We start from the raw sequence: 18,526 nt of genomic DNA on the forward strand, positions 1-18,526 counted from the left end.
TCATGTCTGAAAATTACGATTCATCGAGTATTAAAGTACTGAAGGGTCTGGATGCTGTTCGTAAGCGTCCAGGTATGTACATCGGCGACACGGACGACGGTACCGGCCTCCATCACATGGTCTTTGAGGTGGTGGATAACTCAATTGATGAAGCGTTGGCAGGTCACTGTAAAGACATCATTGTGACAATCCATGAGGATAACTCTGTTTCTGTTAGTGATGATGGTCGTGGTATTCCAACGGAAATGCACCCAGAAGAGAAAGTATCAGCAGCTGAAGTTATCATGACGGTACTTCACGCGGGTGGTAAGTTCGATGACAACTCATACAAGGTATCGGGCGGTCTACACGGTGTAGGTGTTTCAGTAGTAAACGCTTTGTCTGAAAAAGTGACACTAACGATTCATCGTGGCGGTCATATCCATACACAAACTTACCATCACGGTGAGCCACAAGCGCCACTAGCGGTTGTAGGTGATACGGATAAAACGGGTACGCAAATTCGTTTCTGGCCTAGTGGTGAAACCTTCTCAAACACTGAGTTCCACTACGATATCCTAGCAAAACGTCTACGTGAGCTATCTTTCCTAAACTCTGGTGTTTCTATCATGCTTAAAGATGAGCGTGAAGAAGACAAGAGCGATCACTTCATGTTTGAAGGTGGTATCCAAGCGTTTGTTGACCACCTAAACACCAACAAGACGCCAATTATCGAGAAAATCTTCCACTTCGACTACGAGCGTGAAGATGGCATCTCGGTAGAAGTGGCAATGCAATGGAATGACGGTTTCCAAGAGAACATCTACTGTTTCACCAACAACATTCCTCAGCGTGATGGTGGTACTCACCTTGCTGGTTTCCGTGCTGCCTTAACTCGTACCTTGAACTCGTTCATGGACAAAGAGGGCTTCTCGAAGAAAGCGAAGACTGCGACATCTGGTGATGATGCGCGTGAAGGTCTAACGGCTGTTGTTTCAGTGAAAGTGCCAGATCCTAAGTTCTCAAGCCAAACAAAAGACAAGCTGGTTTCTTCAGAAGTGAAATCAGCGGTTGAATCGGCAATGGGTGAAAAGCTGTCAGAGTTCTTAGTAGAGAACCCGACAGAAGCGAAGATGGTGTGTTCTAAAATCATCGATGCGGCTCGTGCTCGTGAAGCAGCGCGTAAAGCTCGTGAAATGACTCGTCGTAAAGGCGCGTTAGACCTAGCAGGTCTTCCAGGTAAACTGGCAGACTGTCAGGAAAAAGACCCAGCACTCTCTGAACTATACATAGTGGAGGGTGACTCGGCAGGCGGCTCCGCAAAACAAGGCCGTAACCGTAAGAACCAAGCGATTCTTCCACTGAAAGGTAAAATCCTTAACGTAGAGAAAGCGCGTTTCGACAAGATGCTTTCTTCACAAGAAGTGGCGACACTGATTACCGCTTTAGGTTGTGGTATCGGTCGTGACGAATACAACCCAGATAAACTGCGTTACCACAACATCATCATCATGACCGATGCCGACGTCGATGGTTCGCACATCCGTACGCTACTATTGACCTTCTTCTACCGTCAAATGCCTGAGCTTATCGAGCGTGGCTACGTGTACATCGCTCAGCCACCGCTTTACAAAGTGAAGAAAGGTAAGCAAGAGCAGTACATCAAAGATGAAGATGCAATGAACCAATACCAAGTGGCACTAGCACTTGATAACGCATCTCTACACGTGAATGCAGAAGCGCCAGCGCTTTCTGGTGAAGCTCTAGAGAAACTGGTTCAGCAATACAATGCAGGTATTAAGCTGGCTGAACGTATGAGCCGTCGTTACCCACATGCATTGGTTCATGAACTAATCTACACGCCGCGTCTAACAGCAGAACAATGCCACGATGCAGCCGCTGTTGAAGCTTGGACTAAGCAGCTAGTTGAGCAGCTAAATGCTAAAGAAGTGGGCGCTAGCCAATACAGCTTCGAAGTAGAGCAGCACGCTGAGCTTGGCCTAAACCTACCTAAGATTGTGGTTCGTACTCACGGTGTGACACATGATTACGCACTAAGCGTTGATCTGTTTAACTCGAAAGAATACGGCAAGCTAGCGGATCTATCTGAAGCGTTAGAAGGTCTAATCGAAGAAGGTGCTTACATCAAACGTGGCGAGCGTACTCTGCCAGTAACAAGCTTTGTAGAAGCACTTGAGTGGTTGATTAAAGAATCACGTCGTGGCCTAAGCCTACAGCGCTACAAAGGTCTAGGTGAGATGAACCCAGATCAGCTTTGGGAAACCACAATGGACCCAGAAACGCGCCGTATGATGCAAGTAACGATTGAAGATGCAGTCGGTGCAGACCAACTGTTCACCACGTTAATGGGTGACCAAGTTGAGCCTCGTCGTAACTTCATCGAGGAAAATGCACTCAAGGTAGCCAACTTAGACGTTTAGTATCTTTGATACTTCGCTCTTTCGCTTAATTTCTGTGTCAGAGGTGCTCACATACCTTCGTATGCTCCGCGCCTCTTCCTTGAACTAAAGCGAAATAGCTTCGTCTCAAAACACTAAATTATTTTAAAGCACTGTCCTTTGGATGGTGCTTTTTTGTGTTTGTAAGGTATTGAAAAATAAAGGTGTGAAAAATAATTTAAAATAATCCCTTGAAAGTGATTTGAGCTATCCACATATCTATTAGTGAAGAGGATGACTGTCTTGCTCAATAGAGAAGAAACAGGTTTTCTGGATTCGCTGAATAGGTATCGCTCAGGAGAGGATAACCTTGAAAGCACACAATTGAACTTGATTCATGCCTATGTCCCTGCGCTACGAGAGCCCGAGGAGTAGTGAATGAGTCCCTTAGTCGGCAACGATCCTATGCAGAATAGATCCGCGCAAACTCACGACTAAGACTATTGCTTACTATGAGGATAGCATTATGAGAACTGTAGATTTCACTCCACTTTACCGCAACGCAATTGGCTTTGACCGTCTATTCAACATGATGGAAGCCAACACAGCCAAAAATTCTTCTGGCGGTTACCCTCCTTACAACATTGAGCAAAAAGACGAAAACAACTTCCGTATTACTATGGCAGTTGCTGGCTTCGCTGATGACCAACTCGATCTGACTCAAAAAGAAAATATGTTGATAGTAAAAGGTGAGCGTAAAGCTGAAGAAGGCAAACAATACGTTTATCAAGGTATTGCAGAGCGTGATTTCGAACGTAAATTCCAGCTAGCAGACTACGTAAAAGTCGTGGGTGCAAGCATGGAAAATGGTCTACTACACATCGACCTAGAACGTGAAATCCCAGAAGCGATGCAACCACGTAAGATTGCGATTAACGGCAGCAAGCTAATCGAAGGCTAATTACCACTGGCTTTAACTAGCCATATATATCGGGAATTAAGAGTGAAAGAGCACCGTTATTTCTAAGGAAATAGGTGCTCTTTTTTGTATCTAAGGGAAGTGAAAAATCAGCCTTGCTGATATGCCTTCTCAACCTCTTCAGCAATAATTTTGATGCCTTTTTGCATCATCTCATCATCCTGCACATAGTTCATACGTAAGCATTGATGAGCGTGTTCCCAGTCATCTTCCTGGCCGATGAAAAAATATTCTCCCGGAACAATCAATACGCCTCGAGCCTTTAACCGCTTATACAGTTCCATGGTGGTGATTGGTAGTTCGTCAAACCACAACCACAAAAATATTGCGCCTTCGGGCTTATGGATGCGAAAACGTGAGTCGGGAATAACTTGTTGTAGCAATTCAACCGCACGTAGTGATTTGTTTTGGTAAAACGGTTTGATGGTGTTTTCGCTAAGCTTGAGTAGATCGCCTTGCTCAATCATGTGATTCGCGAGCGCAGGGCCTAAGCTGCCTGGTGCTAAACTGATGATGCCGTTCATGTTGGTCATCGCTTGGGTGACTTCTTCGTTGGCGATAACAATGCCACAACGTACGCCAGGCAGGCCAAGTTTAGACAGGCTCATACACAAAATGGTGTTGTCATTCCAAAATGGTTTTACATCTTCAAAGATGATATTTGGGAAAGGCAGACCATACGCATTGTCTATGATGAGAGGGATATTGTTCTCACGCGCTAGCTTATCGAGCTTTTGAATCTCTTCGTCCGTCAGTACATTGCCGGTTGGGTTGGTTGGGCGTGAAGCGCAGATCGCCGCGACTGATTCATCCACTTTCAATTGTTCAAAATCGACGTGGTATTTGAATAGCCCATTTTCCAAAAGCTCGATTTCAGGGTGGTATGAGATGAAGATATTCTCATCAATTCCCGCGTCCCCATAACCAATGTATTCCGGAGCTAAAGGCAGAAGAATTTTTTTCAGTGAGCCATCTGGCTGTTTACCAGCAAGTAAATTGAATAGGTAGAAAAAACCACTTTGGCTGCCATTGGTTAGGCTAATGTTCTTCTCACTGATGTCCCAACCGTAAGTATCTTTGAATAATTGTGCGAGCGCTTTTACAAAGCTGTCTTTGCCTTGAGGGCCATCATAGTTAGCGAGAGCTGCAACCAATTCGCCGTTGGCGAGCATAGTCTCACTGGCTTGGTGAAAGTAATCGAGCATGGCTGGGATGGCGGCAGGGTTGCCTCCTCCGAGCATGATGGCACCCGGTGTGCGTAGGCCATCATTCAAATCATCCATAAGTTGGGTAATACCCGAGTACTGATTAAATTTTTCACCAAATTGAGAGAACTGCATCTGTAGTTAACCTAATTCATTGCGTTTGCTTCGTGTTAGTTCACGCCAGTGCTTGGCTGACGAATCGAATAATCCTTGAACATACCGCAATGGCTATGAGACGCAAAGCACAAATTCATCTAATAATGGATAAAAGTGCTTTTCTCTGGTTATGACGGGTGTGGTTAAAAGTGATTTAAAACCGAGGCTATGTGAAAGTATGAAATGCTGGTGGTCAGAAATGAAACCAAAAGAAAAGGGAAGCTGAAGCTTCCCTTACGTTATTGTCTTTTACTCACCGGTATAAACCACTAAGACCTTGTCATCCTGATATTGGCGCTCGAATGCGTAATACCCTTCTTGCTGTCGAGTGATATGTTTACCTTGGGCGATAGCTGGATGGCGTTGGCGGAACTCGCCAAGTTTTTGCCAATGTTGTAATAACGCCTGCCGCTCATCTTTAATTTGCGCCCATGGCATATCCGATCGTGTGCCTTGGTGACTATCTGAGCCCGCAAAACTGACGTCACGCGCGATCTCATCACCGTAGAATATTTGAACCGCACCAGGGGCGAGCATTAAAGCATTCGCTGCACGGGCTTGGTTGTCGATACTTTGGCTGCGCGACCAAAACAGCTGAGTGTCGTGAGAGGATAGATAACTCAGCACATTAAACTCAGGATCTTGGTTGATACGTTCAGCATAGCGCGCGTAGTCTTTATCCAAGCTTGCAAAACAGTTGAGCGCTTTAGGTGCGATGTCGGTTTGGAACTCAAAGTTAATAATTGAATCGAAGCCGTTATCAAAGTATGGGCTTTTCACTACGCTGTGTGCCCAGACTTCTCCTGTCATCCAAAATGGCAAGTTATCCAAAGCTTTGTCTGGATTGTTTTGCTTCCATTCGGCCAGTGCTTGATTGGCGCTTGTTTTTAGCTCCGCCCAAGCTTGCATCTCAACATGTTTAGCAGTGTCTACGCGAAAGCCATCAATACCATATTCACGAACCCAGTCTGATAGCCAAGTAATTAAGTGCCTACGTGGTGTCAGCTGACTGTCTTGGGCATTGGTTTCTTTATTGCGGTAAAAATTGGGTAATCCGGTCTTTTGCTTCGATTCGGTTTTAAGATCCGGTAAGAAGCTCAACGACATGGTGATGTCGTTGTAGCCTGGGGCGTCATAGTTACCGATATCGGTGCGAAGCCAATCTTTGCCCCACCATTTGTCCCATGCTTCGCCATCGTTATATTTGATGTAGTCGTTGAAACTGTGCCAGTTTTGGCCTTGCTTAGGTGTCCAGTCGGTCCACTTCTCACCGAGGATCTGTTTAGCCTCTTGGTCATCAAGATAGAGTGCACCAAAACCAAATTCCTGCATATCTGCTAGCGTGGCATAACCGGTATGGTTCATCACTACATCCCAGATGACGCGAATGCCTTTACTATGAGCGGTATCAATGAAGGTACGCAGTTCGTCCTCCGTGCCCATATTGGCGTCAAGTTTGGTCCAGTCTTGATGGTAATAGCCGTGATAACCATAGTGTTTGAAATCGCCATTACTGCCACCGCCAACCCAACCATGGATTTGCTCTAGTGGTGAGGTTATCCAAATCGCATTCACGCCGAGAGATTCGATATAGTCGAGTTTTTTGGTTAATCCGGCTAAGTCGCCGCCGTGAAATGTGCCGATTTCGTGTTCGCCATCTTTGCTCCGACCGTAACTCTGGTCATTGTTGGGATTGCCATTGTAGAAACGGTCAGTCATAACAAAATAGACGGTGGCGTTATCCCAGCTAAATGGTTGAACTTCCTGTTGGGCAACCTCTTCAAGTAACAACAGTCCTTGGCTCATTGGCGCAGGTTGTAGAGTAATCGTGCCATTTTCTACAATGGCTTGTTGGCCTGACAGGGCATCTCGAATGACAGTGCCATCAGAGAATGTTTTCGCTACATTGATGGTTTTAGCGGCCTCACCGGCAACAGGGCATGTGTATTGAACAACCTGGGGCTGGTTAGCTTTAGCTTCGACAGTGAGCTCGTTGCTATTAGAGTTGAGAGTGAACTGGTAGCGGCTGGTTTTGAATATGCGTAATGGCATCGCTTGATTGCCTGCACAGTCATTCACTTTAAGCGGTTGGTTGAACTTAATTCGTCCATCTTCAGCGAGCGCATAGCTACTACCACAGCTGTTGTGGTTATCCGCGATGGTGACTGAGTATTGGCCTTTTTCAAGCACTTGCTCTGCAACGAGTAAGCCTTGTTCATTAGGCTGAAATAGAGCGGTATTGTCTCCAATCGTTAATGCGATGGTGTTGTCTGGAATTGTATTGCCTTGCAGTTGGCTACAGGCGCTGAGTAGGCCGATAGAGAGCGCTGAAATGGTTTTCTTCATTGTGTCCTTCCCCCGAATAAACGCCTCAGTTATAACAAAACTGACCCTCTACAATCCGAGTGATGTGACCGTTTCTCCTGCTACAAAACTTTGCCTAGTTCACAAATCGATTTATAAATTCATCTGCTTTTGAATAGGCAATAAAAAAGGGAAACCATGACTGGTTTCCCCTTCGTTCTATTTCATTTCAATGCGGCTTATTTTTGCAGCAGTGAAATGTCCGCAATCTGTAGGAACAGGTTACGTAGGTTGTTTAGCAGTGTTAGACGGTTCTTCTTCAGAGCTTCGTCATCAGCCATAACCATTACGTTATCGAAGAATGCATCTACTGGCTCACGTAGGTCAGCTAGCTTGCTTAGTGCTTCTTGGTAGTTACCTGTTGCAAATGCTGGCTCTAGTGCTTCAGTCATTACTTCAACGCTTTCTGCTAGCGTCTTCTCTGCATCTTCTTGTAGAAGTGCAAGGTCGATTTCTGCTGCTAGTTCGCCGTCGAATTTCGCTAGGATGTTACCTACACGCTTGTTCGCTGCCGCTAGTGCTTCAGCTGCTTCTAGCTCACGGAAGTGAGATACCGCTTTAACGCGTTGGTCGAAGTCTGCTGGCTTAGTTGGACGGTTAGCCAGTACAGCTTGGATGATGTCCACGCTGAAGCCTTCGTCTTTGTACCATGCGTTGAAACGACCAAGCATGAAGTCGATAACGTCGTTTGCAACGTTCTCGTTTGTTAGCTTGTCGCCGAACAGAGACTGAGCCTTAGCAATTAGGTCAGTTAGGTCTAGGTTGTAGCTGTTTTCTACGATGATACGTAGTACACCTAGCGACGCACGACGAAGTGCGAATGGGTCAGAACCCTTAGGCGCTTGGCCAATACCGAAGATACCAACGATAGTATCTAGCTTGTCAGCCATTGCTACAGCAGATGAAATACCTGTGCTTGGTAGGTCGTCACCCGCGAAACGAGGCATGTACTGCTCGTACAGTGCTAGTGCAACTTGCTCGTCTTCACCATCGTGAGTTGCGTAGTGCATGCCCATTACACCTTGAGTATCTGTAAATTCAAATACCATTGATGTCATTAGGTCACACTTCGCTAGTAGGCCTGCACGCTTAGATTTTTCAACGTCAGCGTCGATCTGCTCAGCGATGTAGCCAGCAAGTTCAGTAATACGGTCTGTCTTGTCTTTGATAGTACCAAGCTGCTTTTGGAAGATAGCCTGTTCTAGCTCAGGTAGGCGGTCAATAAGAGGGCGCTTACGGTCAGTGTTGAAGAAGAATTCAGCATCCGCTAGACGTGGACGTACAACCTTTTCATTACCTTCAATTACGTAGCGAGGTTCTTTAGATTCAATGTTTGAAACGAAGATGAAGTTAGGCAGTAACTTCTTGTTCTCGTCATACACTGGGAAGTATTTTTGGTCACCTTTCATGGTGTAAACCAGAGCTTCAGAAGGCACTTTTAGGAACTCTTCTTCAAACTTCGCAGTAAGAACGACCGGCCATTCAACCAGAGAAGTTACTTCTTCTACTAGGTCATCTTCAAGGTCAGCAATACCGCCAACCGCTTCAGCTGCTTTTTGCGAATCAGCAAGGATGATAGCTTTACGCGCTTCGTAATCTGCCATTACTTTACCGCGCTCTTCTAGAATCGCTGGGTATTGCTCTGCAGAATCGATAGTGAACTCTTGCTCACCCATGAAGCGGTGACCACGGATAGTGCGGTCAGAAGCTACGCCTAGGATCTCGCCTTCAATCAGGTCAGAACCCATCAGCATAGTAAGTGTTTTAACTGGACGAATGAACTGAGTCGTCTTGTTACCCCAACGCATAGGCTTAGCGATTGGTAGGTTACCCAGCGCTTTTGCGGCTAGCTCAACAACGATTTCAGTCGTTGCTTGGCCTTTTACTTCTTGTTTGAAAAGAAGCCATTCGCCTTTGTCTGTTACTAGACGGTCAGCTTGCTCAACAGTGATACCGTTACCACGCGCCCAACCTTGAGCTGCTTTGGTAGCATTACCGTCAGCATCGAATGCCACAGAAACAGCAGGGCCACGTTTTTCAACCACTTTGTCTGCTTGGCCTTCAGCAAGACCTGCAACTTTAAGTGCTAGACGACGAGGTGCTGCGTACCATTTCACACCCTCGTGTGCTAGGTCTGCACCTTTAAGTTCCGCTTCGAAGTTTGCAGCGAAAGCTTCTGCTAGCGTACGCAGTTGCGTTGGTGGTAGCTCTTCAGTACCTAGCTCAATTAGAAATTCTTTTGCCATGATTACTTCTCCTCGTCTTGTTTCTTACACATTGGGAAGCCAAGTGCTTCACGAGATGCGTAGTACGCTTCTGCAACCGCTTTAGTTAGGTTACGGATACGAAGGATGTAACGTTGGCGCTCTGTAACAGAGATAGCTTTACGCGCATCAAGAAGGTTGAATGCATGTGCTGCTTTAAGAATGCGCTCGTAAGCTGGAAGAGGTAGAGGTTTCTCTAGCTCTAGTAGCTCTTTAGATTCTTTTTCACATTGGTCAAAGAAGCTAAATAGGAAATCTACGTCAGCGTGCTCGAAGTTGTAGGTTGATTGCTCAACTTCGTTTTGGTGGAAGATATCACCGTAAGTCACGTTGCTGCCGTCTGGTGCTACGTTCCATACAAGATCGTAAACAGAGTCTACTTCTTGGATGTACATTGCTAAACGTTCGATACCGTAAGTGATTTCACCTGTTACTGGTTTACACTCAAGGCCACCAACTTGTTGGAAGTAAGTAAACTGAGTTACTTCCATGCCGTTAAGCCATACTTCCCAGCCTAGACCCCATGCGCCTAGTGTTGGGTTTTCCCAGTTGTCTTCTACGAAACGAATGTCGTGAACAAGTGGGTCGATACCAAGCACTTCAAGTGAGCCTAGGTACAACTCCTGAATGTTATCTGGAGATGGTTTTAGAGCTACTTGGAATTGATAGTAGTGCTGCAGACGGTTCGGGTTCTCACCGTAACGACCATCGGTCGGACGACGAGAAGGTTGAACGTATGCCGTAGACATTGGCTCTGGGCCAAGTGCACGTAAACATGTCATTGGGTGAGAGGTACCCGCACCTACTTCCATATCTAGAGGTTGAACGATGGTACAACCGTTTTGTGCCCAATAATCCTGCAGCGCGAGGATCATTCCCTGGAAGGTTTTGATATCGTATTTTTGCATAGCCTGCTTCGCGCGATTCTTCTGAATGAATTTAATGAAAATAACGATCAAGTATACCGAGATATCGTGCGTGGTAGTAGAGGGAATCTTGCTTATTTCATAGGCAAAAGCGTTTAGTTTGCTCTAAACACAAAATTTTCCACCAAAACTACCGTTAAGTACGCCTGATAACGGTTTCTGACTGCAGTTTCTCGGCTTGCAACTGGCTATGTTACTGATTAGAATTGCGCCGTCTTTGGGGAGTAGCTTACTCATTCAACAACCTCGTTGAAACGTTCGTTCGTCAACATACTTGGTGCCAAATCACCATGGCGTTCGAGACTCATCATTCCGCGATGGGTTTAGCAAGACCTTAGACAAATCATCACAAACCAGGGTGGGGAGTGAGGTTTGTCTTTGGAAATATAATAATAATCCCCGCCCTAATATGAGCAATGTTGTGAGCGTTCTAGCTATATCTTTAACGACTGTAGCGATAGCCGAGATAGGGGATAAAACCCAACTGTTGTCTTTGCTGTTAGCCAGTCGCTTTCGTAAACCTGTGCCAATTATTTTGGCCATCTTATTGGCGACTCTTGCCAACCATGCCTTAGCAGCATGGTTAGGGGTAGTGGTGGCCGATCATGTTTCTCCTGAAGTTCTCAAATGGGGTATTGCAGCGAGCTTTTTAGCTATGGCTGTGTGGGTGTTAGTGCCTGACAAAATTGATGAAAATGAAACCTACTCAGGTAAAAGTGCCTTCTTTACCAGTTTTATGGCCTTTTTCATTGCGGAGATTGGCGATAAAACGCAAATTGCGACCTCAATTATTGGTGCGCAGTACGCTGATGCTTTGCTGCTAGTGGTGATCGGTACGACGCTTGGCATGATGGTGGCAAATGTGCCTGTTGTGCTGATGGGGAATTTCTCTGCCGACAAATTACCGTTAGCCCTTATTCGCAAGATAACGTGTGCCATCTTTGTTGCATTGGCGATTGGCGCAGCATTCTTCTCTTAAATTTGCCTAATCGCTGATAGTGAATGACGTGCGGCCAGATGGATATTTTAATCTGGTCGCATTTTAATCAGAATAGTGGCGAATTCGATTAAATCTGATTTGTTGTAATCTTTCATCAAACGGCACAAAAATAGATGATGTGCTGCTCAAATATTCCGCAATTTGACGGCCAAAGTTGTTGTTCAATTATCAAACATCATTTTTTTGTAATGAACATGCAACGCCATGTTTTTTATTAGATTTTCGTCATATTGATGTCGTAAATTATTCTCGTTATTTTCTATGCGATTTTATTCATAAGGTATCGCTATGAAAACAACTCTTTTATCTACCGTGATTGCCTCTGCAATCGCGTTTTCTGCAAGTTCTGTTGTTGCGGCTGATTTAGATGAGATGTCTCAACTGACAATCATCCCAAACCATAACCCATCGCTAATCCGCAACTTTAACCCTTATGCAGTGTCTCGCCTGCATACTGCGCGTGACTTTATCTTCGAGCCGTTAGTGATCTTTAATGAGCTGAAAGGTAATGTGCCAGAGTACCGTTTGGCGACAGGCTTTGCGCTAAGTGAAGACCTACTCAGCATTACTTTTGATTTACGTGAAGGCGTGACTTGGTCTGATGGCGAAACGTTCGATGCAGACGATGTGGTATTCACGTTTGATTTAGTTCGTAAACACCCAAACATTGATGATCGCGGCATTAACAGCAAAGTGAAGTCAGTTGAAAAGCTTGGCCCTTACAAAGTGCGTTTCAACTTAGATAAGGTGAACACCAACATCGGTTACGAAATCGCGCAAGTTCCGGTTGTGCCTGAGCATCAATGGAAGTCAGTTGAAGACCCTGCGGCATTTATGAACCCGAATCCTGTCGGCACAGGGCCATTTACTGAACTACCTAAGTTTACTTCGACTCTGTTCCTTCAATGTCGTAACCCGAATTACTGGGATAATGACAATCTCGATGTAGACTGTTTACGTGTACCGCAAATGAACCATAACGACCAAGTGTTGGGTGAGTTAATGAACTCACGCATTGACTGGGCAGGCTCGTTCATTCCTGATATTGATCAGACTTTCCTAAAAGCCTCGAAGAACCATGGTTACTGGTATCCGCCAGCAGGTACGCAAGCATTCATGTTTAACTACGCGTCAAAAGACAAAGTGAAACATGAAGTGCTGAACGATATTCAGTTCCGCCGTGCCTTCTCAATGGCGATTGACCGCCAAACGCTGATTGATATTGCGAACTACGGTAATGCGGTATTGAATGACTTTGCTTCTGGCCTCGGCTATGCATTTGAAACTTGGTCTGATGAAGCGGTACATAACCAGTACAAACCGTTTATGACTTACTCGCCAGAAAAAGCAAAAGCACTATTAGCAGAAGCTGGCTATAAAGATATCGACAACGATGGCTTTGTTGAGTCTCCATCTGGTGAGAAGTTTGAACTAAGTATTCAATCACCTCAGGGTTGGACGGATTTCAACAACACAGTCATGCTGGCTTCTGAGCAGTTGCTTGAAGTGGGTATTAAAGTGAAAGCGCGTACACCTGATTTCTCTATCTACAATAAGAGCATGCTAGGTGCGGATTACGATATCGCTTACACCAACTACTTCCATGGTCCAACACCACACAAATACTGGGATAGTGGTTACCACTCGCGCCTACAAGCGTCTGAAGGTATGCCGCGCTTTGCGATGCACCACTGGAAGAACGATAAGTTAGATAGCTTGCTAGATAGCTTCTACAAAACAGCAGATAGCCAAGAGCAGAAAAATATTGCTCATGACATTCAAAAGCTGATCGCAGAAAACCAAGTAACAGTGCCAGTATTGTCTGGACCTAACTTCTACCAATACAACACCACTCGCTTTACTGGCTGGTGGACAGAGGATAATCCAAAAGGTCGTCCAATGGTTTGGGAAGGTACACCAGAACGTCTACTACACGTACTCGACCTAAAACCACGTAGCTAATCCGTTAGCCTACAAAAGCTCAACACATAAACCCAAAAGGCTCTAATCTTAGATTAGGGCCTTTTTTATGCTTGATGAACTGACCTATAAAGAAGAAAAGTGAGTTTGTTCAAACTCTTAAGTAAATTCGGTGAAATGCGTGACCGCTGACATATTAGTGTCACAATTGTCATGCTACTTTAATCATAACAACAGTGGCGGAGGGCAAAATTATGCTGACACGTTACATGGGGATGACCCCAAAAAGTCAGAGCTATTTGTTCACATTTGGCTTAGTACTGACCATTCTCGGTATGATGTTGACGGATATGTGGCTGCCGATGGTGGCAGGTGCCATTATTCTTGCAGGCTTAACGGTCGAATCTTGGATTCGCGTGGCACACATTATCCCAATGCATGAACAGATGCGCTCAATGCAAAAACAGATAAACAAGCTGCAATCTGAAATACGTACGCTTGAGTACGACGAATAATCGCTCACAGAACAAACCAAAACGGCTGCCAATGGCAGCCGTTTTACTATCTGTTTTCCAACGAAGTATTCTAGCTTAAGCCTTTTTTGATGAGGTACTGGTAAGGCAGCTCATCAGTCTTAGCATCAATTAATTGATGATCCATAAAGCGGCAAAAGCTTGGGATATCTCGAGTGGTTGATGGGTCATCTGCTTTCACTAACAGAACCTCACCATCTTGCATGTTGCGAATTGTCTTCCTGACCATCATTACGGGCTCTGGGCAGCGTAATCCTTCTGCCTCTAGGGTATGCGTTACCTGCTCTGAATTCATTGTCATGGTCATATCTGTGTTGCTCGATTAAGGCGGTAGATAATACTAGTGAAGAAAAAATATTCAATAATCACTTGGCAAAAGGATCATTTTGTTTTAATTTAATTAACAAGTTGGTAACAAAAATAAAAGAGAGAATGGAAATGCTAACCCCACTCGATAGACTTTCTATCTATTCTGTCCTCTGTTTTATCGCGTTAAGCACTCTTGTTATGCGTTCACCTGCTGAGGGTTCTTTGATGCCATTGATTAGCGTTGCAGCCACAATTGTAGGGATTTGGCTTGAAATACGCCAGTGGCAAGGATCTTCTTCTAAAGAGTGCTGACTAACTGAGACATTGTAATTGTCATATTAATTCCGCCAAAACTCTATTCCGACACTATCCCCAGTTTTCTTGGGCTTCCCCGCCGAAAGGCGGGATTTTTTTGCCTGAGGGATTTAATTTTATAATGATTAGTTTAGTTTTTTGTTAAGCACTATGTTGCTTACATTCGGCTTACAAAAAACGCCTTGCAAAAGAAGTGGTTAAACGCAATTATCGCGCCCCTCATCGATAGGTTTGCAGTTTATAAATGTCAGGCGAACTATAGAGAGTTTGATTTATCAGGTTTTATGCTGTTCGCTTTTTATAGGGATGTTGGATTCATACTCGTCGCAGACTTTTGTTATACGAACCAGTGCGAGGCATTATGAAAAATATCTCTACAAAACTATTATTGATTCCACTTCTTTTTTCCCTTTCATTGATAACAATCCATCTTTTAAATGAGTCTGTCACGCAGAAGGTGATGGAGCGCTTCGAATCTGTTTATTTAGACCGTGTTGTTCCTCTTTCTGACCTAAAAAGAATTTCTGATTTGTATGCGGTGAACTTGATTGATGCCGCCAACAAACAACACATTGGTGCAATCAACAAAGCGCAGCTTGATTCGAGTGCGTTGAGTGCCATCAATGAAGCAAAAGCAATTTGGCAAGCGTACTTGAATACCACACTGACTGATAAAGAAGCACTAATCGCTAAAGGTCTTGATCTCAAACTTAAAGATGTGGAAGCCAAAGTGCCAACGATGTTGGTGCAGCATGAGAGTGGTGACCTAGACGATGTAGAGTTGATCTCAGAGCTTTATTTATTAGTTGATGCTTTGGGTGAAGATCTTGGTTCACTAATCGAACTTCAACTTGATGTTTCTAGCAAGGAATTTGATACGTCACACCAAGAGTTAGATTCGGCGACTTTATGGGGTTGGGTGATTGTGATTATGACTTCACTCATGGTTTCCGCGCTGTCTTTTTGGTTTACAAATCGAGAAGTAAAAAACCTGCCTAAAATTGTAGGATGGCTTAAAGAGTTGTCTGAAGGTCATGTTAATCAGCATCGTTTACAGAGCTGTAATAACGAGTTGGATAGCATCTCAGACTCTTTGATTACATTGTCCGAAAAGCTATCGGGCGTGATATCAGAGAGCCAAAGCGTTATGGATGCCATTCAAGTCAAGCAAGGCCAATCATTACAACTTGTGGAGAAAAACCGCGCAAACTCTTTCAGTGAACTGTCATCGATAGAGCAAGTTGCTACGGCCTCAACAGAGCTTGCTTCTACCGCAGATGATGTGGCGACTAACGCATTAAAGGCAGAAGATGCCACAGCCCAAGCCTCTAGTGTGATTGAGTCTAGTCAGTCTATATTGACTAACTCAACACAGACAACGGAGCAAATCAGCGAGTCAATTACTGAAGCTAAAGGGTTAGTGAATCAACTGCGTGAACACTCAGAAAATATCAATACTGTGGTTGAAGTGATCAATAACATTTCTGAGCAAACCAATTTATTGGCTTTGAATGCTGCAATTGAAGCAGCTCGCGCCGGTGAGCATGGCCGGGGATTTGCAGTCGTTGCAGATGAAGTAAGAGCTCTGGCTGCGAAGACCCAGCAATCAACGGTTGATATACAAAACATTATTTCTCAGCTTCAAGACCAATCAATGCTTGCTGATGATTCGATGAGTAGAAATGTAGAATTGATGGAGTCGGCTAAGGCAGCAACATCAGAACTAGCTAATTCTTTTGATATTATCTCTCAGCAAGTTGAAGGTATTTCGGATGTGAATGCGGTGGTGGCGACTGCTTCAGAAGAACAAAGCGTTGTAACACAAGATATTTCAAAGCAGCTTGAAGATATCAATACATTGGTTCAGCAAAACATCCAAGGCATTGAAGAAAGCACGTTATCAAACCAAGAAGTGAATGCACTAGCTAAGCAGTTACAATCTAAGCTTGCCTTCTTTAAGGTCAGTGATAGATAGTGATTTAATGGCACTAACAGAGATTAAAAACCACCAGCTTATCTGGTGGTTTTTTTAGTTATGAGAGCGACTTTTCGTGATGTAGTCTAAAAAGGTACTATAGAAGACGCGAATTATTCGAACTAAGTGGGAAGCGAGTGGAACTAGAAGACATCTATCGTCGAGATTTGAATTTGTTAGTCGCACTGCGCGTGCTGATTGAAGAGAGCAGTGTCAGCAAGGCTGCAAATCGTCTCAACTTAAGTCAGTCGGCCATGAGCCGTGTGTTAGGCCGTCTGCGCAGCCTGCTTGATGACCCTTTGTTTACTCGCCAAGGCCAACAACTAATCCCGACAGAAAAAGCGCTAGAAATTGATGCGGCATTGGGTGAACCTTTAGAATCTCTGCGCCAATTGTTGGCTCCGATGGAGTTTGACCCGCAGAGTTGCGACCAAACTTTTACGATTGCGACCACTGACTATGCGATGCAAACCATCTTGCCATTCGCTTTGCCACGTATTTACCAAGAAGCACCCAATGTGTCGTTTAACTTCTTACCTTTGCAGCATGACCGCTTAGCGGATCAGCTTACCTACGAAGGTGCAGACTTAGCCATTTGTCGCCCGACAGGGCCTGTCGATCCATTGCGCAGTGAAATACTCGGCCGAGTGGGGGTGTTTTGTTTGTTGTCGAAGCAGCATCCACTCGCAGATAAAGAGATGAACTTGGCGGATTATCTGAGTTATCCGCACGCGATGATCGCAATTAGTGATGGAGTCAAAGCGCTGATAGAGCAAGCATTGGTTGATCAACCGAAACGTAAAATGGTGTTGCGTGCTTATCATTTAGAAGCAGCGCTCGCGATAGTTGATACCATGCCGCTGATTATTACCGTGCCTGCAGACTTAGCGTATTTAGTTTCTGAACGTTATGACTTGGTGGTTAAGCCATTACCATTTCAGTTCACGCCGTTTGATTATTCGATGATTTGGCACGCGCGCTGCGAGCACTCACCAGCTCAAGAGTGGTTACGCTCAATCGTAAAAGAAGAGTGTAGTCGCCTGATCGCCAAACGGATTGAGGATATGGGGCTAGAGTAGCGTTCAATTAAAAAAATTCAGATAACAAAAGAGCCAGCATTGCTGGCTCTTAATCTAACTAAACAAACTATCGATTATAGTTTGATCACTACTCGGCCTGTTACTTGGCCATTGGTGATGTCTTCAGCGTATTTAGGCGCTTCTTCTAGTGCTACTTCAGTACATGCTTGCTCAAAGTAACTGTCTGGTAGTAGCTCTACGAGTTTCTCCCATGCTGCAATGCGTTTTTCAGTTGGGCAAGACACAGAGTCCACACCTTGTAGGCGCACGTTACGCAGAATGAATGGCATAACTGTGGTTGGTAGGTCAAAGCCACCAGCTAGACCACACGCTGCTACAGCACTGTTGTAATCCATTTGAGCCAGTACTTTTGCTAGCACTTTGCTGCCTACGGTATCAACCGCACCGGCCCATACTTGCTTTTCAAGTGGACGCGCTGGTTCTTCAAATTCCGCGCGGTCAATGATGCGGCTTGCACCAAGTTTCTCTAGTAGTGGTCCATTTTGTTCAATACGACCTGTTACCGCAGCGACTTTGTAGCCTAGCGCTGAAAGCAGTGATACCGCTACCGAACCTACACCGCCACTTGCGCCAGTAACAAGTACTTCACCAGCTTCTGGTTTAACACCAGCATCTAATAGTGCTTGAACACATAGCATTGCAGTAAAGCCTGCAGTGCCTACCATCATGGCTTTTTTGCTATCCAAACCGTTTGGTAGTGGAACAAGCCAATCTGCTTTTAGGCGAGCACGTTGTGCCATGCCGCCCCAATGGTTTTCGCCTACGCCCCAACCTGTCAGAACAACTTTGTCACCTGCTTGGTAGCGACCATCTTCAGAGCTGACTACTGTACCTGCAAGGTCAATACCCGGAACCATAGGGAAGTTACGAATGATCTTGCCTTTACCTGTGATAGCAAGGCCATCTTTGTAGTTTAGAGATGAGTAGTCGACATCAATGAGAACATCGCCTTCTGGCAATTGTGCTTCGTCGATTTGTTCGATAGTCGCTAAGGTGCGTTTGTCTTCTTGATTTAGGATCAGAGCGTTAAACATTTGATATCTCCGCATATATGCAGCAATTGAATTAGGTCTAGTTTAGTCGTGTTTGGTCTATGACTGAA

At 44.9% G+C, this 18,526-nt stretch carries 14 protein-coding genes; 8 read left to right on the forward strand and 6 right to left on the reverse strand.

All coding sequences use genetic code 11. The features are described 5' to 3' along the window. The first annotated feature begins 2 nt into the window (after positions 1 to 2). Complete coding sequence (gene gyrB / locus MU515_RS17165; protein ID WP_260261609.1) at positions 3 to 2,420, forward strand: DNA topoisomerase (ATP-hydrolyzing) subunit B; 2,418 nt, start codon at positions 3 to 5, stop codon at positions 2,418 to 2,420. Between the two features lie 484 nt (positions 2,421 to 2,904). Beyond that, a complete protein-coding gene (locus MU515_RS17170) occupies positions 2,905 to 3,339 on the forward strand; it encodes an Hsp20 family protein (RefSeq protein WP_260261610.1) in 435 nt (144 codons plus the stop codon). A gap of 107 nt (positions 3,340 to 3,446) precedes the next feature. Here MU515_RS17170 and MU515_RS17175 read toward each other — a convergent pair whose 3' ends face one another. The 4 genes from MU515_RS17175 to glyQ all read right to left on the reverse strand — a co-directional run bounded on the left by MU515_RS17175 (position 3,447) and on the right by glyQ (position 10,254). Continuing rightward, the gene (locus MU515_RS17175) at positions 3,447 to 4,697 is read right to left on the reverse strand and encodes a valine--pyruvate transaminase (protein WP_260261611.1); all 1,251 of its coding nucleotides are present in this window, start codon (positions 4,695 to 4,697) and stop codon (positions 3,447 to 3,449) included. A 270-nt stretch (positions 4,698 to 4,967) separates the two neighbouring features. Further along, on the reverse strand, positions 4,968 to 7,064 hold the full coding sequence (locus MU515_RS17180) for an alpha-amylase (protein WP_260261612.1): 2,097 nt from the start codon (positions 7,062 to 7,064) through the stop codon (positions 4,968 to 4,970). A gap of 197 nt (positions 7,065 to 7,261) precedes the next feature. After that, positions 7,262 to 9,328, reverse strand: a complete 2,067-nt coding sequence (glyS, locus tag MU515_RS17185; RefSeq protein ID WP_260261613.1) for a glycine--tRNA ligase subunit beta — start codon at positions 9,326 to 9,328, stop codon at positions 7,262 to 7,264. Positions 9,329 to 9,330: 2 nt separating this feature from the next. Beyond that, a complete protein-coding gene (gene glyQ / locus MU515_RS17190) occupies positions 9,331 to 10,254 on the reverse strand; it encodes a glycine--tRNA ligase subunit alpha (RefSeq protein WP_260261614.1) in 924 nt (307 codons plus the stop codon). A 439-nt stretch (positions 10,255 to 10,693) separates the two neighbouring features. On the opposite strand from glyQ, the gene MU515_RS17195 reads away from it, so the two are divergent. From MU515_RS17195 to MU515_RS17205, 3 genes are all read left to right on the forward strand, one after another. Next, the gene (locus tag MU515_RS17195; protein ID WP_260261615.1) at positions 10,694 to 11,251 is read left to right on the forward strand and encodes a TMEM165/GDT1 family protein; all 558 of its coding nucleotides are present in this window, start codon (positions 10,694 to 10,696) and stop codon (positions 11,249 to 11,251) included. A 309-nt stretch (positions 11,252 to 11,560) separates the two neighbouring features. Beyond that, a complete protein-coding gene (locus MU515_RS17200; protein ID WP_260261616.1) occupies positions 11,561 to 13,234 on the forward strand; it encodes an ABC transporter substrate-binding protein in 1,674 nt (557 codons plus the stop codon). 212 nt (positions 13,235 to 13,446) lie between these two features. Further along, the gene (locus MU515_RS17205; protein WP_260261617.1) at positions 13,447 to 13,707 is read left to right on the forward strand and encodes a hypothetical protein; all 261 of its coding nucleotides are present in this window, start codon (positions 13,447 to 13,449) and stop codon (positions 13,705 to 13,707) included. Between the two features lie 70 nt (positions 13,708 to 13,777). Here the strand turns inward: MU515_RS17205 and tusA are convergent, their stop codons facing one another. Next, positions 13,778 to 14,026: a sulfurtransferase TusA gene (gene tusA / locus MU515_RS17210; RefSeq protein ID WP_260261618.1), complete on the reverse strand. Its 249-nt coding sequence runs from the start codon at positions 14,024 to 14,026 to the stop codon at positions 13,778 to 13,780. 137 nt (positions 14,027 to 14,163) lie between these two features. Here tusA and MU515_RS17215 point away from each other — a divergent pair, with 137 nt between their 5' ends. The 3 genes from MU515_RS17215 (at position 14,164) to MU515_RS17225 (ending at position 17,403) form a co-directional block, all read left to right on the forward strand. Then, on the forward strand, positions 14,164 to 14,346 hold the full coding sequence (locus MU515_RS17215; protein ID WP_260261619.1) for a hypothetical protein: 183 nt from the start codon (positions 14,164 to 14,166) through the stop codon (positions 14,344 to 14,346). A 364-nt stretch (positions 14,347 to 14,710) separates the two neighbouring features. After that, positions 14,711 to 16,324, forward strand: coding sequence for a methyl-accepting chemotaxis protein (locus MU515_RS17220; protein ID WP_260261620.1), 1,614 nt, complete (start codon positions 14,711 to 14,713; stop codon positions 16,322 to 16,324). Positions 16,325 to 16,461: 137 nt separating this feature from the next. Beyond that, positions 16,462 to 17,403: a LysR family transcriptional regulator gene (locus MU515_RS17225; RefSeq protein ID WP_260261621.1), complete on the forward strand. Its 942-nt coding sequence runs from the start codon at positions 16,462 to 16,464 to the stop codon at positions 17,401 to 17,403. Between the two features lie 74 nt (positions 17,404 to 17,477). Here MU515_RS17225 and acuI read toward each other — a convergent pair whose 3' ends face one another. Next, positions 17,478 to 18,458, reverse strand: a complete 981-nt coding sequence (acuI, locus tag MU515_RS17230) for an acrylyl-CoA reductase (NADPH) (RefSeq protein ID WP_260261622.1) — start codon at positions 18,456 to 18,458, stop codon at positions 17,478 to 17,480. Positions 18,459 to 18,526 lie beyond the last annotated feature (68 nt).

The organism is Vibrio intestinalis (genome assembly GCF_025195085.2).
GTDB classification, from domain to species: Bacteria; Pseudomonadota; Gammaproteobacteria; order Enterobacterales; family Vibrionaceae; genus Vibrio; species Vibrio intestinalis.

Coding starts and splice junctions, on each gene's coding strand:
- gyrB (WP_260261609.1), top strand. CDS start 3: ATGTCTGAAAATTACGATTCATCGAGTATTAAAGTACTGAAGGGTCTG.
- MU515_RS17170 (WP_260261610.1), top strand. CDS start 2,905: ATGAGAACTGTAGATTTCACTCCACTTTACCGCAACGCAATTGGCTTT.
- MU515_RS17175 (WP_260261611.1), bottom strand. CDS start 4,697: ATGCAGTTCTCTCAATTTGGTGAAAAATTTAATCAGTACTCGGGTATT.
- MU515_RS17180 (WP_260261612.1), bottom strand. CDS start 7,064: ATGAAGAAAACCATTTCAGCGCTCTCTATCGGCCTACTCAGCGCCTGT.
- glyS (WP_260261613.1), bottom strand. CDS start 9,328: ATGGCAAAAGAATTTCTAATTGAGCTAGGTACTGAAGAGCTACCACCA.
- glyQ (WP_260261614.1), bottom strand. CDS start 10,254: ATGCAAAAATACGATATCAAAACCTTCCAGGGAATGATCCTCGCGCTG.
- MU515_RS17200 (WP_260261616.1), top strand. CDS start 11,561: ATGAAAACAACTCTTTTATCTACCGTGATTGCCTCTGCAATCGCGTTT.
- MU515_RS17205 (WP_260261617.1), top strand. CDS start 13,447: ATGCTGACACGTTACATGGGGATGACCCCAAAAAGTCAGAGCTATTTG.
- tusA (WP_260261618.1), bottom strand. CDS start 14,026: ATGACAATGAATTCAGAGCAGGTAACGCATACCCTAGAGGCAGAAGGA.
- MU515_RS17215 (WP_260261619.1), top strand. CDS start 14,164: ATGCTAACCCCACTCGATAGACTTTCTATCTATTCTGTCCTCTGTTTT.
- MU515_RS17220 (WP_260261620.1), top strand. CDS start 14,711: ATGAAAAATATCTCTACAAAACTATTATTGATTCCACTTCTTTTTTCC.
- acuI (WP_260261622.1), bottom strand. CDS start 18,458: ATGTTTAACGCTCTGATCCTAAATCAAGAAGACAAACGCACCTTAGCG.